General features: G+C 48.9%; 18 protein-coding genes and 3 tRNA genes. 11 read left to right on the top strand and 10 right to left on the bottom strand.

From position 1 onward, the window contains the following. Positions 1-252: 252 nt before the first annotated feature. Both CMR03_RS18515 and CMR03_RS18510 read right to left on the bottom strand, forming a co-directional pair. Positions 253-789, bottom strand: a complete 537-nt coding sequence (locus CMR03_RS18515) for a YmfL family putative regulatory protein (RefSeq protein ID WP_096012270.1) — start codon at positions 787-789, stop codon at positions 253-255. A gap of 24 nt (positions 790-813) precedes the next feature. Continuing rightward, entirely contained in the window at positions 814-1,050 is a 237-nt protein-coding gene (locus tag CMR03_RS18510; protein WP_096012269.1) for a helix-turn-helix domain-containing protein, read from the bottom strand. 97 nt (positions 1,051-1,147) lie between these two features. Between CMR03_RS18510 and CMR03_RS18505 the strand changes: the two genes are divergently transcribed. The 10 genes from CMR03_RS18505 to CMR03_RS18455 all read left to right on the top strand — a co-directional run bounded on the left by CMR03_RS18505 (position 1,148) and on the right by CMR03_RS18455 (position 7,069). After that, positions 1,148-1,840 carry an XRE family transcriptional regulator gene (locus CMR03_RS18505; RefSeq protein ID WP_096012268.1) on the top strand — a complete coding sequence of 231 codons (693 nt, stop codon included), beginning with the start codon at positions 1,148-1,150 and terminating at the stop codon, positions 1,838-1,840. Positions 1,841-2,358: 518 nt separating this feature from the next. Then, complete coding sequence (locus CMR03_RS18500) at positions 2,359-2,517, top strand: DUF1317 family protein (RefSeq protein ID WP_096012267.1); 159 nt, start codon at positions 2,359-2,361, stop codon at positions 2,515-2,517. An 11-nt stretch (positions 2,518-2,528) separates the two neighbouring features. Next, on the top strand, positions 2,529-3,161 hold the full coding sequence (locus CMR03_RS18495) for a hypothetical protein (protein ID WP_096012266.1): 633 nt from the start codon (positions 2,529-2,531) through the stop codon (positions 3,159-3,161). Beyond that, positions 3,158-3,841, top strand: a complete 684-nt coding sequence (locus CMR03_RS18490; RefSeq protein ID WP_096012265.1) for an ASCH domain-containing protein — start codon at positions 3,158-3,160, stop codon at positions 3,839-3,841. The genes CMR03_RS18495 and CMR03_RS18490 overlap by 4 nt, the downstream gene beginning before the upstream one ends. Positions 3,842-4,057: 216 nt before the next feature. Beyond that, on the top strand, positions 4,058-4,357 hold the full coding sequence (locus CMR03_RS18480) for a hypothetical protein (protein ID WP_096012263.1): 300 nt from the start codon (positions 4,058-4,060) through the stop codon (positions 4,355-4,357). Further along, complete coding sequence (locus tag CMR03_RS18475) at positions 4,350-4,646, top strand: hypothetical protein (protein WP_096012262.1); 297 nt, start codon at positions 4,350-4,352, stop codon at positions 4,644-4,646. Before CMR03_RS18480 ends, CMR03_RS18475 begins: the two co-directional genes overlap by 8 nt. Then, on the top strand, positions 4,643-5,404 hold the full coding sequence (locus CMR03_RS18470; protein WP_096012261.1) for a DNA cytosine methyltransferase: 762 nt from the start codon (positions 4,643-4,645) through the stop codon (positions 5,402-5,404). Before CMR03_RS18475 ends, CMR03_RS18470 begins: the two co-directional genes overlap by 4 nt. Beyond that, complete coding sequence (locus tag CMR03_RS18465) at positions 5,397-5,741, top strand: hypothetical protein (RefSeq protein ID WP_096012260.1); 345 nt, start codon at positions 5,397-5,399, stop codon at positions 5,739-5,741. The genes CMR03_RS18470 and CMR03_RS18465 overlap by 8 nt, the downstream gene beginning before the upstream one ends. 45 nt (positions 5,742-5,786) lie before the next feature. Beyond that, positions 5,787-6,014: a DUF4224 domain-containing protein gene (locus tag CMR03_RS18460; protein WP_019106213.1), complete on the top strand. Its 228-nt coding sequence runs from the start codon at positions 5,787-5,789 to the stop codon at positions 6,012-6,014. Next, positions 6,014-7,069 carry a tyrosine-type recombinase/integrase gene (locus tag CMR03_RS18455; RefSeq protein ID WP_096012259.1) on the top strand — a complete coding sequence of 352 codons (1,056 nt, stop codon included), beginning with the start codon at positions 6,014-6,016 and terminating at the stop codon, positions 7,067-7,069. Before CMR03_RS18460 ends, CMR03_RS18455 begins: the two co-directional genes overlap by 1 nt. Before the next feature lie 70 nt (positions 7,070-7,139). Here CMR03_RS18455 and CMR03_RS18450 read toward each other — a convergent pair. The 6 genes from CMR03_RS18450 to uvrY form a co-directional block, all read right to left on the bottom strand. Beyond that, positions 7,140-7,226, bottom strand: a tRNA-Leu gene (locus CMR03_RS18450). A gap of 10 nt (positions 7,227-7,236) precedes the next feature. Beyond that, positions 7,237-7,310 (bottom strand) — tRNA-Cys (locus tag CMR03_RS18445). Between the two features lie 40 nt (positions 7,311-7,350). Then, positions 7,351-7,426, bottom strand: a tRNA-Gly gene (locus CMR03_RS18440). Positions 7,427-7,617: 191 nt separating this feature from the next. After that, positions 7,618-8,166 carry a CDP-diacylglycerol--glycerol-3-phosphate 3-phosphatidyltransferase gene (gene pgsA / locus CMR03_RS18435; protein ID WP_063879010.1) on the bottom strand — a complete coding sequence of 183 codons (549 nt, stop codon included), beginning with the start codon at positions 8,164-8,166 and terminating at the stop codon, positions 7,618-7,620. A 68-nt stretch (positions 8,167-8,234) separates the two neighbouring features. Further along, entirely contained in the window at positions 8,235-10,067 is a 1,833-nt protein-coding gene (gene uvrC, locus CMR03_RS18430; protein ID WP_096012258.1) for an excinuclease ABC subunit UvrC, read from the bottom strand. Continuing rightward, complete coding sequence (uvrY, locus tag CMR03_RS18425; RefSeq protein WP_063879008.1) at positions 10,060-10,719, bottom strand: UvrY/SirA/GacA family response regulator transcription factor; 660 nt, start codon at positions 10,717-10,719, stop codon at positions 10,060-10,062. The genes uvrC and uvrY overlap by 8 nt, the downstream gene beginning before the upstream one ends. A 430-nt stretch (positions 10,720-11,149) precedes the next feature. On the opposite strand from uvrY, the gene CMR03_RS18420 reads away from it, so the two are divergent. Then, positions 11,150-11,374, top strand: coding sequence for a DUF2594 family protein (locus tag CMR03_RS18420; RefSeq protein ID WP_013025302.1), 225 nt, complete (start codon positions 11,150-11,152; stop codon positions 11,372-11,374). Positions 11,375-11,407: 33 nt separating this feature from the next. On the opposite strand, the gene CMR03_RS18415 is transcribed toward CMR03_RS18420, so the two are convergent. Next, positions 11,408-12,019, bottom strand: coding sequence for an acyl-homoserine-lactone synthase (locus tag CMR03_RS18415; RefSeq protein WP_063879007.1), 612 nt, complete (start codon positions 12,017-12,019; stop codon positions 11,408-11,410). Positions 12,020-12,141: 122 nt separating this feature from the next. Further along, complete coding sequence (locus tag CMR03_RS18410) at positions 12,142-12,864, bottom strand: autoinducer binding domain-containing protein (RefSeq protein ID WP_063879006.1); 723 nt, start codon at positions 12,862-12,864, stop codon at positions 12,142-12,144. Positions 12,865-13,372 lie beyond the last annotated feature (508 nt).

The following is a 13,372-nucleotide window of genomic DNA, read 5'->3' as shown; positions in this document are numbered from 1 at the left end:
TCTGCCCAGGCTGATTCGACTACCAGACGAGGCACGCACTGGTAGTTGTGGGCCTTGCCTGCTGAGGATATGATTTGCTCATAGACAGGAACGCCAGCCTTATAACGGCAGCGGAATTGCCCTGACAACGGTTTCTGATTTACAATGCTCATGCGATGAGTCTCCACACACGTTGATTTACTCGCACCGAACGCCCTAGGCTGCAACCCGGGGCGTTCACCTTTTATGACCCCTGCTAAATCTGTTTTCATTTCAAATGTCCTGCGCTTCGAACTGCATACCGGCAACATCAGCCTTTCTCCCACTTGATACGAACATGTCCACGGCGTGATCCGCTGTGCCTGCGCTAAACAGTGCGATAAGGCCAAAGAAACCGTGAACCTGATGACTGATTTTCTTACGGAACAGCGCTGACAGGGTTTTGCTTTCGTGATGGTCGATGACGCCATCTGCCATAGCTGCAAGCTGTGCTGTTGCTAACTCACCCTCAGCGGCTTTCACCTTCAGTTGGGTATCAAACAAATCAACCTTGTCCATTTCGCCAGCGGCCTTGATGTCCACCAGCAGCATTCCGTGACGAACGGCCATGAACTCTGCTACGCAATGGGTGCCGGACATAACCTCCATTTGCATCAGCTCATCCAGGGTGAAAAAGCGACTGCCACACTTCTTGTAGAGATGGTTGTGGAACTGATCGATACTCATGCCTAAATCAGCAGCCATGCCTAAGCGACCGTGCTTATGTGCCTTGCACATCTGGCGTACTGCCTGGTTAATCGTGTCTACCATTTTGCTTTTCCTTGGGTAGTTAAATTATTTGTTTTCTCGGGATATCGTTGTGAATCTCTTAGGGTAAAGAATCTGCATTTCAGTGATTTTCCCTTTGAAATAGGTAGTTAGCCTTTCTGCTACATCGACAGATGCGACTTGGATTCCTCTCTCAATTCGACTCAGGTTTCCTACGTCAAGCTGAACTGCAACTGCTACCTGGCTTAAAGTCAGTCCATTCTCAAGCCGGACGGCTCGCAAAGGCGTTTGCGGGATTTGCATTTTTACCTCCTTAATTGCGTAATTCGCATATTATTAGAATGCATTAATTTGCGCAAGATAATTTGCGTATTTTGCAAATGAGATTTGTAATTGGCCTATGAATATAGGAAATAAAATTAGAAGCCTGCGTAAAGCTCGCGGCATGAAAATCGAAGAGCTTGCTGAAGCCGTTGGAGTTGACGGTGCAAATATCTCACGCCTTGAAACGGGAAAACAAAAATCATTTACGGAACAGTCAATTAACAAAATCGCCAAAGCTTTATCTGTGGATGTGAGTGAGCTTTTTTCAACTGGCACTGCTGAAACGACTGTATATAATGACAGTAGGAATATTCAAAAGCAGGAGCCAAACACTATGTATCGTGTTGAAGTCCTTGATGTGAGTGCCAGCGCTGGGCCTGGTGCATTTGCATCGGGTGATGTCATAGATGTAATTCATTCAATCGAATATGTGAGCGAGCACGCGAAGACTATTTTTGGCGGACGCCCCGCATCCTCGATAAAAATGATTAATGTTCGCGGTGATAGTATGGCCGGGACGATCGAGCCGGGCGACTTAGTTTTTGTGGATGTATCGGTACATAGCGTTGATGGTGACGGAATTTATGTGTTTGGTTTTGATGAAAAAATACACATAAAAAGACTTCAGTCTGTGCCTGATAAGTTACTGGTTCTTTCTGATAACCCCCAATACAGAGAATGGCAAATAGACAGGGAAAATGAACATAGGTTTTTTGTCTTTGGTAAAGTCATGATCAGCCAATCTCAAGCTATAAAGCGCCACGCATAACCTTCCCTCCTCAAAGTAAGAAGATGTCGTCACGCTAGGCGATGTCTTTTTTCACACTCAAAATTTGCGATTTACGCATTTTATAATTGCGTATCATGCAATTTTGTTTTAATGTTACTTCATCAGTAGCGGACAGGCAGGACGCCCACGAAGTAGCCGCCCGAGGCTTAAGAAGATCGGGATGATTCGCAAATCAGCAAAAGTTTAGGAAAGAGAGCGTGTCGTACTTGGCGGTTACTCCGGGGCTTTCATCCCATAAGGAGAGCGAAGGTAATGTTCACCCGGTTTAGCCGCACTTTTTTGCACAACGATGAGAGCATTTGGCGGGCGCATAAGGCCGCGCCGCAGAGGCGCTGAGTGTTCTCTTCGTTGTGGCATGTCACAACATCCTTCCAGTGTGTGGAGGCCCGGCTCTGGGTTGTTGCAGTAACCCAGCAGCCAATTAACTAAACCCCAAAAGTTTTATTGCCATCTAAGGCAAGGGATTAGTGCAAACAAAAATCGTGTGTGGAGTATTCATGGAAAAGTCAGACGACCCTATCACCGTTGCCCGTATCACCCTGCCCTATAGCCATCTGCTCAATGGCTGGCTGATGCCTGACGGTACCGTTATCAAAAATCCTATCAAGGCGCAGAACGAAGCTGAGCGCCTTAACTGCAACATCGTTTTTCACTGAGGGCCACCAGCATGTTATCGAATAAATCAAACAAAGAGCTTGTTGAAGCCGGCCATCAGTTCGCTAAAGCGCTTGATGCTGATATTCCACTTACTGAAATTGCAAAGCTCGTCTCTGCCCTTTCTACTCGTCTGGATTGCGCCATCGTCCGTGGTAATGAGTTGCAGCAGAAACTGGACTCAATGGCTGCGGAGAATGCGGCGCTGAAGAAAGCATTAAATCCTGCAGAAATCCCTGAAGAAGCAATCACAGCCTTTGAAGATACAGTTGAGTTTGACCACGACTTTAAAGAAGGCAATAGCTGGACGTGGGTTGATAATGAAAATGAAGTTATCCGGGCAGTATTAGCAGCGATGAGCTTGCCAGAAACCCCAGCGACCGATGCTTACCTGAACTCGGTGCGGGCGGAAGGCATTCACTTTGCAGCTAACCGCATTTTGGCAGCCTGGGAGTGCGGCTTCATCAATGATACCCCGGAGCAAGCCCACGACATTTCAGGCGCGGTATTGAGTGCTCTGGAGTTCCTGCCCAATGCCTCGCCAGAAGAGTTTAAGCGCGATTATGCCGATGAGGTGCGCGCCAGTATCGAAGCCCGCCTACGCTCCGGCACCCATGACACTGCGGATAAGGCGGGTGCCAAATGAAAGAGCACCCAATCCTCCTAAACGCCGAAATGGTTCGTGCAGTTTTGGACGGCAGGAAGACTCAGACGCGCCGGGCTATGCGTATTCAACCTCATGCCGGTGTTCGGAACTCAGTATTCGTTAAATCTGGATTTGAAGACGGGCATGGTAAAGAGCTGGTTTGCCCGTTCGGTGCAGTAGGTGATCGCCTGTGGGTGCGTGAGACATTCGCAACTCTTGGTAACGAAGATGGTTGCCCTATCGATTGGAACAACAATCTGGCCAAAGGTGGAGGCCAAGAGGCGGCGCGTATTTATCGCGCCAGTTGTGAGCAGCGCCCTGGCAATTATGGCCTATGGTCTATCCCTGACGATGCATTCTGGAAGCCTCACACCGAAAACATGCACTACGAAGGTACATGGGTGCCATCCATCCACATGCCGCGATGGGCTTCCCGCATTACGCTGGAGATTACCGGCGTTCGGGTGGAGCGGCTAAACAGCATGACGGAGCGAGATGCTATTGCCGAGGGCTGCGTTGGAGGACATAACTCAATACCCGGATATCACTACAGCGCCACGCCACATGAGCACTTCCATCATGTCTGGCAATCCATCTATGGCGATGACAGCTGGCAGGCTAACCCTTGGGTGTGGGTCATTGAGTTTAAGAGGCTCGATAATGCGGATAAGGCGGGTTGATATGGTTGTCGGCGGTTATACGCTTGATTTGTATTGCGACTGTGAGGTCTGCATACAGCAGACCCTATCAACCGAATACAGGTCAGAGCAGGAAGGATTCAGAACCTTTGCCGGGCAAACTAACGGTGAATGCGTTAGGGCAGCCAAGAAAGCAGGCTGGCTATTTTACAGCAACAGGAGCAAATGTTTCGCTCCAGGTCACAAGGTGGGTTAACCATGACAAATAATTCCCCCAATCCAGTTGATGGTGATGTGCAGGTGCTGACAGAAAGTCAGCGTGATGTAGTAATGCGCGCCTGTCGTGACACGATTAAATACGCAGCCGATTTTAACGAATTAGATGTGCTGATGGCACGTGTTGCGCTGGCAGCACTCACAACCCCACCCGCTCAGCTTTTGCGCCCGGTGGAGTTGCCAGATTGTGTCGATGACTTACACGGCATTGGGCCTGTTATGTCCGCAGATGCGGTAGTTGAAGCATTGCGCCAGCAGGGCTACGAGGTGAAAAATGATTAATTTGCCTAAGAAATGCCCGCCTGAATTTTATAAATTGATTTACGACCAGTTCGGCGGATTTGTTGATTGCCATGCAAATCCACAAACTATTTGGAACGCCGCTATCGCCGAAGTCCAGCGCCTTAACGCCACCGCACAGCCTGTAAGCGCGCCAGAATGGACCAATGAGCAATGTCTGGAGTTTCTTAGCATTGCATTCAGGCACGCTAATATCAGCGGCGATATTGAGATGGATGATATCCGAATGGGTATCAGAATGGTGAATGCAGCAGGTTCGGAGGGTCAATGAATGAGCTGGCTCTTTTCGCAGGCGCTGGCGGAGGAATACTCGGCGGGCACCTGCTTGGATGGCGCACAGTTTGCGCAGTTGAACGTGATGCCTACGCCGCACAAGTTTTGGCGCAGCGACAAAACGATAGAGCACTCCGACCTTTCCCGATTTGGTCTGACGTGTGCAGCTTTGACGGAACAGCATGGCAAGGAATTATTGACGTCATTTCTGGCGGGTTTCCATGCCAGGACATTTCAGGTGCCGGCAAGGGAGCTGGAATCGACGGAGAACGATCAGGCCTCTGGAGAGAAATGGCAAGAATCGTCGGTGAGATTCGACCTGAATACGTGTTCCTGGAAAACTCACCTCTGCTTGTGGGAAGAGGACTTGCCGTGGTTCTCGGTGACCTTGCCAAAATGGGGTTTGATGCTGAATGGTGTTGTGTTTCAGCATCAGACCTCGGAGCGCCCCATCAACGTGACCGTATCTGGCTTGTTGCCTACCCCGCGGGCCAGCATGGGCTCTCACGGAGTGGCATGGTGCAGAGCGAGAACAGGCGATCACCGGCACAACCTGGAGGACTGGTTAGCCCATCAGCACATTCAAAATGGCGGAGAGGAAACGCCTGGCCTGAATGTGAACCCAAACTATGCAGAGTGGCTGATGAAGTGGCCTGCGGGGTGGACAGACTTAAAGCCCTTGGAAATGGACAGGTTCCGCGAGTGGCAGCAAGAGCATTCAGCATTCTCAACAGTAATGGAGTGACTAATGCCTAAATCCCCCGCCGAACGCAAAGCAGAGCAGCGAGCCAGACAGGCCGCTGCCGGTGTCAGAAAGCTGGAGATTGTTCTCGATGAGCAGGAACTGGCAATGCTTGAGCAGAACTGCACCGCTCGCCGTCCGGGGCGTGAGCCCTACGAAATAGCAGAGTATATCGCTCTGCTTATTCGCCAGGACGATGCGCGGGTCCGTAGTCGGATCAAGTCGATGAGTAAGCGCAAGTGCGGTAAGTGTGGTGATTGCCTGCCTGTGCAGGATTGCCCATTGAAAGAAGAGTCGGCCTGTTGGGTTAGCCTGGGCTGGCATGAAACTAAATTGGTTATAGCGCCGTGACCTGTCACGGCTTTTCAAACCTGTTGCAGCGGGAGTGTGTGGGGTATGAATCAGAGCAATAACGAAATTATTTCCGATGCCGACATTGAACAACTGACAGGCTATAAAACGCCTTCAAAGCAATGCCAGTGTCTTAAAAATGCAGGAATATTTTTTATGGTGCGAAGGGATGGCAGACCGCGAACCACATGGCAGCACTTCAATGATCCACTGGCATCGCGTAAGCAGACCACTAATGATATGAATGAGCCAGATTTTGGAGCGTTAGACTGATGGCAAGAGTCAGACAGAACAAGGAAGATAACTGGTTACCGCCCCGCGTTTATCGGGGCCGTTCTGCTTACGAATTTAAGCCTAAAAACGGCGGCACAGTTCGGCTTTGCGACATAGACAGTACGAAGGCTCAGGTCTGGATAGCATACGAAGCACTTATTAACGAACGTAAGCGTGAAGATGCATTCGAAGGCCTGGCAGAATCCTTTTTTAATTCTCCAGATTTTTTCGAATTAGCCAAAGAAACGCAAAAAGACTACCGAAAATACTCGGTTAAAGTTTTGGCCGTCTTTGGGAAGATGCCCCCTGACTCTATTAAACCGGAACACATCCGAAAATATATGGACAAGCGCGGCTTGAAAAGCCGTGTTCAGGCCAACCGTGAGAAGGCGTTTATTTCACGTGTTTTTCGTTGGGGATATGAGCGTGGACTGGTGAAGGGAAATCCTACGAAAGGGGTAAAACAGTACAAAGAGAAGTCTCGTGATCGTTATGTAACACATGAAGAATATGCAGCCTTGTATAGCCTTGCTTCGCCTGTTGAGAAGATAGCTATGGAGCTGGCCTATTTATGTCTGGCGCGGCAGGCTGACGTTCTTTCAATGAAGAAAACCCAGCTTGTTGAGCAAGGGATATTGATCAAGCAAAGCAAAACTTCAGTTGCTCAGATAAAGGGCTGGAGTGAAAGGCTCCGTTCTGTCATTTCCTTGGCAGAGTCATTACCACTGAATAAAGGAATGAGCAGTATTTTTATCATCCACCAGCCTTCCGGTGCCGGTTATACAAGAGATGGTTTCAATGCTAGATGGAGGAAACTTAAGCAGGAAGCAAAGGAGAAATTCCCTGACATCGATTTCAATTTTACGTTTCATGATTTGAAGGCAAAAGGGGTTTCAGATTTGAATGTTGATATTTACGAGAAGCGGGCAATTTCGGGTCACAAGAATGTCGAACAGACGGCACGATATGACAGGAAAATCGCTGTGGTTCCGGTGGTTGGGGCAGAGCTGGAAGCGCTTCATATTCTGAAGCCATATTCTGAAAAGCAGAAATAAAAACAAAAAACCGCCCAAAGAGGCGGCTTAAACGACACTGCTACTACTTGATTTTATTGATGTTTCAATATGGTGCCCGGGGCGGGACTTGAACCCGCACGACCTTGCGATCGAGGGATTTTAAATCCCTTGTGTCTACCGATTTCACCACCCGGGCGAGGTATAACTGGAGGCGCGTCCCGGAGTCGAACCGAGGTACACGGATTTGCAATCCGCTGCATAGCCACTCTGCCAACGCGCCTAAAACTGATATGCTGCCAGGTTGTCCTGACCTGCTAATTTGGAGCGGGAAACGAGACTCGAACTCGCGACCCCGACCTTGGCAAGGTCGTGCTCTACCAACTGAGCTATTCCCGCATCATCTCACCATTCAGTTTGCTGCCTGCTGAAGGGGTCGATTTTTACTACGTTTCATCGAACTTACTGATTTTTCTTAGCTTCTGCAGCAGTGCTGCCGTTCGATGCGATGCATTCTACTGAGATGACGCGATGAGTCAATAAAATTATCCCCACATTGCGTCCGTTTGCTGCTTTTTAAATCGTATCGATCACGGTTCGAGCAAATCCCCACGCGCGGCACTCAAATACTGGAACATTGACCAGAAAGTCAGCACTGCAGCAATGTATAACGCAACAACACCTACGCCGACGACCATGCTGTCCGGACGCCACAGCAAGGCAAAAAGTGAGAACATCTGGGCCGTCGTTTTCACTTTACCAATCCAGGATACGGCGACGCTGCTGCGTTTGCCAATTTCCGCCATCCACTCGCGCAGCGCAGAGATAATGATCTCTCGCGCAATCATCGTTGCAGCCGGCAGGGTGATCCACCAGGCGTGAAAGTACTCCGCAACCAGCACCAGAGCAATGGCTACCATAACTTTATCGGCAACAGGATCGAGAAACGCACCAAAGCGCGTGGTCTGCTTCCAGCGGCGCGCCAGAAAGCCGTCGAACCAGTCAGTTACGGCTGCGACAATAAAGATTAACGCGGTAACCAATGGCGCCCAGTGGAACGGCAGATAGAAAGCCAGCACAAAGAACGGAATAAGAACGACGCGAAACAGGGTAAGACAGGTCGGAATGTTAAATTGCATATGCTGGTAACTGTCTGGATTGGGTGGTGTTTGGCATATGTTCCTACATTGCCCACCCTGTTTCAATGCTAGTGTTTCAACGAGTAGTAGATTTTTTCTGCCAGGGCATGCGATATGCCCGGTACATTTGCGATCTCCTCCACCGATGCATTCATCAGTGGCTGCAGGCCGCCCATGTACTTGAGCAGCTGCTGACGTCGTTTTGGCCCCACACCTTCAATGCTTTCCAGCGCACTGGTGTTTTTGACTTTAGCTCGTTTTTTGCGGTGGCCCGAAATTGCATGATTGTGAGCATCATCACGAATATGCTGGATCACGTGCAGGGCTGGTGCGTCGGGTGACAGCGAAACGCCCTCACCTTCTGCCTCAAAAAATAACGTTTCAAGTCCGGCTTTACGATCGCTGCCTTTTGCCACGCCCAGTAAAATCGGACGTGTTTTGTCCCAGGAAACGTCCAGTTCGGCAAACACCTGCTTTGCCTGGGCCAGTTGACCTTTTCCGCCGTCAATGAGAATCACATCGGGAATCTTGTCCTCCTCGATAGCTTTTCCATAACGACGACGCAGCACCTGATTCATCGCGGCATAGTCATCCCCGGGCGTAATGCCGGTAATGTTGTAGCGGCGATAGTCGGCGCGCAGGGGGCCGTTTTGATCAAATACGACACAGGACGCGATGGTCTGCTCTCCCATGGTATGACTAATATCAAAACACTCCATCCGGCTAATCTTATCCAGCTCCAGAAACTCGGCTAACGCCGTCAGACGCTGATGAATCGTCGAGTGCTGGGACAGCCGCGTTTTTAATGCCGAACCGGCATTGGTTCGTGCCAGCTTGAGATAGCGTGCACGGTCACCGCGAGGCTTACTTTGAATATTCACTCTACGCCCGGCTAATTCCGTCAGGGAGTCGGACAGCAGTTCGCGCTCAGGTAAGGTGAAATCAAGCAAAATCTCGCTGGGCAACGAGCGCATCTCACTGCCCTGCAAATAAAACTGCCCGACAAAGGTTTGCACGACTTCCGCCAGATCGGTATCGGCAGGGACCTTGGGAAAATAGCTTCGGCTACCCAGCACTTTACCCTGACGGATAAACAACACGTGCAAACAGGCCATCCCGGCGTCATAGGCCACGCCAATCACATCCAGATCGTCGCCCTGGTTAGACACAAACTGCTTCTCGGTGACGCGCCTGACGGCCTGAATCTGGTCACGCAGACGGGCCGCTTCTTCAAACCGTAGGTCGTTGCTGGCATCTTCCATGCGGCTGACCAGTAAATTCAGCACCTGATCGTCTTTGCCTGCCAGAAACAGCCGCACGTAATCCGTCTGCTGTGCGTACTCTTCCTCGCTGACCAGCCCGGCTACACAAGGCCCAAGGCAGCGCCCAATTTGGTATTGCAGACAGGGACGTGTACGGTTGCGGTAGACGCTGTTCTCGCATTGGCGAATCGGAAAGACTTTTTGCAGCAACGCCAGCGTTTCACGCACGGCATAGCCATTGGGAAAAGGACCGAAGTACTCCCCTTTTGCGTGTTTCGCGCCCCGGTGCATAGCCAGACGGGGATGGGCATCGCTGCTGAGAAAAATATAGGGATAGGATTTATCGTCACGCAACAGAACGTTATAGCGTGGTTGATAGAGCTTGATGTAATTGTGCTCAAGCAACAACGCTTCGGTTTCAGTATGGGTTACGGTGACATCAATGTGATGAATGTTACTCACCAGCGCTTCGGTTTTTCGGCTGCCTACGTTCGTACGAAAGTAGCTCGTAAGCCGCTTTTTCAGATCTTTGGCTTTGCCGACATAGATAACCGTTCCGGAGGCATCATACATCCGATAGACACCTGGCTCGCTGGTGACCGTACTCAGAAAAATTTTAGGATTAAAGAGGTCACTCACTACTGATTAACGGCTCCGCATTATACAGGCCATGTCTGATGGCCAGATGCGTTAACTCTACATCGCCACTGATATTCAGTTTACTGAACATCCGGTAACGGTAACTGTTAACGGTTTTAGGACTGAGATTAAGCTGCTCGGAAATTTCCGTCACCTTTTGTCCCTTGGTGATCATCAGCATAATCTGCAATTCCCTTTCCGACAAACAGCTAAAGGGAGATTCGGCTTTTTGCGGCTCAATCTGGCTAAGTGCCATTTGTTGAGCAATGTCCGATGCAATATAGCGCTGGCCTGCTTTGACCGAGCGAATTGCGTTCACCACTTCCTGTGGAGCGGCGCCTTTACTCAGATAGCCCGCAGCACCCGCCTGCATCACTTTCGCAGGCAGCGGATTTTCAGTATGAATGGTGAGCATGATAATTTTGATATCGGGATTGTAGCGCACGATTTTACGCGTGGCTTCCAGCCCACCGATACCGGGCATATTCATATCCATTAAAATGACATCGACCTGGTTGGCACGACACCATTTAACGGCATCTTCGCCACAACAGGCTTCTCCAGCAATCACCAGACCTTTAATATCTTCCAAAATACGGCGGATACCGGCACGTACCAGTTCATGGTCATCGACAAGAAGGACAGTGATCAACGCGAAGCACTCCGCAGCTAATTAAGAGGTAGCATTTAACGATTGCAAGCGGCAATCATACCCGTTTTTGCATTAAAAGCCCATATACAAGGTGATGTAAGGAAAGTATTCAATGATTTATATCAACTCATATGGCGGGAGATCGGTTCACAGCGATGAGAAAATGGCTGACAAGATTAAAAATTTAAAAAATATTCATTTTCAATAAGTTAAATAATATCTGATTGATTCAAATAGCACTTTTTTTCACAAAACTCAGCGCCATCACCCTCAACTATTCCCGTCCGTTATTTATTAATTTACCTGAACAAAACGGAGGCGGCATCCTTGGTTTTGTGATGCGCTCAGCAAGCTGTATCCCCTGTGATATACTCTCGGATTGCTATGCGTACAGATTGAAAAGACGACGTTAACCACCAAGGAGACATTCATGAGCGATGAAGATTTCGCTACCTCGCAGGAAACGCAAAAATTATCCGATGAAGTGGCTTGCCTGAAGATGATGATCACATTGATTCTAAAAGGAATGGGCCAGGCAGATGCCGGTAAAGTGATTATAAATATGGAACGCTACGTTAAAACCTTAGGTGACATGCCGCAGGCAGAAGTGTTTAGCAACACCATCAAACAGATCAAAGCCGCCTATCGCCAGTAACGCTAAGCTGCCCCCGTATCCGGGGGCACACATCTAACCATGCGGATGCCAGTTAACCGATACGCCGAGAGAAGGAAGCACCTCTTCCGGGCTGAATCGTCGTGTACCGCGATATTTTTCTGCCAGTGCCGGCTGGGTGACCGGAATACGAATGGCAAAAAGGTTGTCCTCAGACTGAATCAGACCCGGCGTTAATGGCTGATACACGACCTGATGCTGTTCGAACATTTTTTCCAGCATTGGCGTGGCCGAACTGATAATAAATTCAATACCGTTAAGCTCTGCAAGCTGAACGGCATGCCAGAGAATATTAAGCGGCAACTCAGGGTCCACTTCCAGCCGCGCCGAGAAACGCGACATCTCCCATACCTTTTCATGATTAAAGGGTAATACGATACCCTCGGTTTGCTCGGGTTCAGTCCAGGGCATCAACCGCGCACAGCCACTGATGCCACTGCGCACACTCCATGCAATCAACCAGGTTACATCAGAGCGATCAAAACGATCATACTCTTGACCAGGCGTGCTCAGACGCGGTGGAATCGACCAACCTTCACCCCGTGCAAACACGCTGTAACGGTAACTGCCAAGCTCGGCAAGCAAGGAGGATGGCATATCCTTTAATTGCGTTTGAACTATTTTCATCATGCGCCTCTGACATCCCCATGTTTGCAATGATTTCTTTGCGTCTGCCCAAGAACGCATCAGCGCAGGGTAGACAAGTGACCTCAACGAGGGAACTACTAAAGTTGGCAGTTGCTTTTCATTTAAATCAGTCCAATTGCTGCGGCATAGCAGGCAATTTGAGTTTTATTAGAAACATTAAAACGTTTTTTCATATTTTTTTGGTAAAAATTTACGGTGTGCTCAGAGATCGATAAAATAACTGAAATTTCTTGTGAGGTTTTTCCTTCAGCAGTCCATTTCAAAATTTCCAGCTCACGCTGACTAAAATCATTTCCCTGAACCATCAGCGCTTCATCATTCAGGCGTTCGAGCAAGTATAAGCTTTGTTCAGCCAAAAAATGCAGCCTGGCCTCGAGCTCAACTCGCCGACAGTCAGTAATAAAGGGACGCTTTGATCCTATAGATAATATACCAACGGCTCGATTTGATGCCATTGCAGAACACGAAAATCCGCTCAGTAGCCCAAAATTACATGCGTCCTGCCACATTTCTTTTGCGCAACTAAACAGTTCCGCCGTCCATTCGACCCCTCTTCCTGAGCGCTGACAAAGCTGTAGCACGGGATCGATGGCATAATAATTCTGTTCTTTATAACGTTTAATCCATAATTTAGGATAAGTATCGTGCAAATAAACGCGTGGCCGGGTAAAGGGGACGCGGTGCTGGATGAAAAAAGCGAAAAAATCAAAACCCAGTGACTGGATATAATCCTGCAAAAGCCCCTTTAATTCTTGGGTCGTGGCTAATGCCTGAAATTTATTTTCAGTTTCAGCCCGCCAGGAAAAATAATCTTCACTTGTCATATTGCCTCAAATCCCACTGCATGCTTGATATTTTTTCAACAAAAATAATTTACCCTGTGTCATGGCATCATAAAAAGCTTTATTTTCATACACTCTTCAGGTCATTTTACAGGCAAAAAGGTGAAAACAGAGTGTAGAGGAATGCCTCAGGCGATTTGAGTGGCTCGCAACAGACCAAATAATAAGATTTTTCTTATATTTTTTCAATCTTTTAACACGGCGCCTGTTAAGAAATAATACTCAATAAGTTACGATCCGCAACTTATTATCCGTCCTGAGGGCGCTATGACATCGGCGCAAATGCATGTACACATTTTCCGCATCAGCCTGACTGAGGACAGTTTTCACTCAAGCCCAAAACGTGGTATTGCCCCTAATAACAGCCAAACCCAGAGCGCTGTTTTTTACTGTACTGAGACAAGAAGAGGCTGGCTAAAAACTATTCACCGGCGCGCAAAAACACCTGCTGGCGATGCTACGGGTCAGGGTTTTAGTGGGAAGCCTCACA

The sequence above is a fragment of the Pantoea allii genome, from assembly GCF_002307475.1.
In the GTDB taxonomy this organism is placed as follows: domain Bacteria; phylum Pseudomonadota; class Gammaproteobacteria; order Enterobacterales; family Enterobacteriaceae; genus Pantoea; species Pantoea allii.
Note: the sequence above shows the minus strand (reverse complement) of the source record. Positions and strands in the feature narration are given on the sequence as shown.

What these genes read in the sequence shown, in the direction of transcription:
- CMR03_RS18410 (WP_063879006.1), bottom strand. Translation starts at nt 12,864, where the DNA reads ATGACAAGTGAAGATTATTTTTCCTGGCGGGCTGAAACTGAAAATAAA.
- CMR03_RS18460 (WP_019106213.1), top strand. Translation starts at nt 5,787, where the DNA reads ATGAATCAGAGCAATAACGAAATTATTTCCGATGCCGACATTGAACAA.
- CMR03_RS18475 (WP_096012262.1), top strand. Translation starts at nt 4,350, where the DNA reads ATGATTAATTTGCCTAAGAAATGCCCGCCTGAATTTTATAAATTGATT.
- CMR03_RS18470 (WP_096012261.1), top strand. Translation starts at nt 4,643, where the DNA reads ATGAATGAGCTGGCTCTTTTCGCAGGCGCTGGCGGAGGAATACTCGGC.
- CMR03_RS18495 (WP_096012266.1), top strand. Translation starts at nt 2,529, where the DNA reads ATGTTATCGAATAAATCAAACAAAGAGCTTGTTGAAGCCGGCCATCAG.
- CMR03_RS18500 (WP_096012267.1), top strand. Translation starts at nt 2,359, where the DNA reads ATGGAAAAGTCAGACGACCCTATCACCGTTGCCCGTATCACCCTGCCC.
- CMR03_RS18455 (WP_096012259.1), top strand. Translation starts at nt 6,014, where the DNA reads ATGGCAAGAGTCAGACAGAACAAGGAAGATAACTGGTTACCGCCCCGC.
- CMR03_RS18490 (WP_096012265.1), top strand. Translation starts at nt 3,158, where the DNA reads ATGAAAGAGCACCCAATCCTCCTAAACGCCGAAATGGTTCGTGCAGTT.
- CMR03_RS18515 (WP_096012270.1), bottom strand. Translation starts at nt 789, where the DNA reads ATGGTAGACACGATTAACCAGGCAGTACGCCAGATGTGCAAGGCACAT.
- CMR03_RS18510 (WP_096012269.1), bottom strand. Translation starts at nt 1,050, where the DNA reads ATGCAAATCCCGCAAACGCCTTTGCGAGCCGTCCGGCTTGAGAATGGA.
- CMR03_RS18415 (WP_063879007.1), bottom strand. Translation starts at nt 12,019, where the DNA reads ATGAAAATAGTTCAAACGCAATTAAAGGATATGCCATCCTCCTTGCTT.
- pgsA (WP_063879010.1), bottom strand. Translation starts at nt 8,166, where the DNA reads ATGCAATTTAACATTCCGACCTGTCTTACCCTGTTTCGCGTCGTTCTT.
- CMR03_RS18480 (WP_096012263.1), top strand. Translation starts at nt 4,058, where the DNA reads ATGACAAATAATTCCCCCAATCCAGTTGATGGTGATGTGCAGGTGCTG.
- CMR03_RS18420 (WP_013025302.1), top strand. Translation starts at nt 11,150, where the DNA reads ATGAGCGATGAAGATTTCGCTACCTCGCAGGAAACGCAAAAATTATCC.
- CMR03_RS18465 (WP_096012260.1), top strand. Translation starts at nt 5,397, where the DNA reads ATGCCTAAATCCCCCGCCGAACGCAAAGCAGAGCAGCGAGCCAGACAG.
- CMR03_RS18505 (WP_096012268.1), top strand. Translation starts at nt 1,148, where the DNA reads ATGAATATAGGAAATAAAATTAGAAGCCTGCGTAAAGCTCGCGGCATG.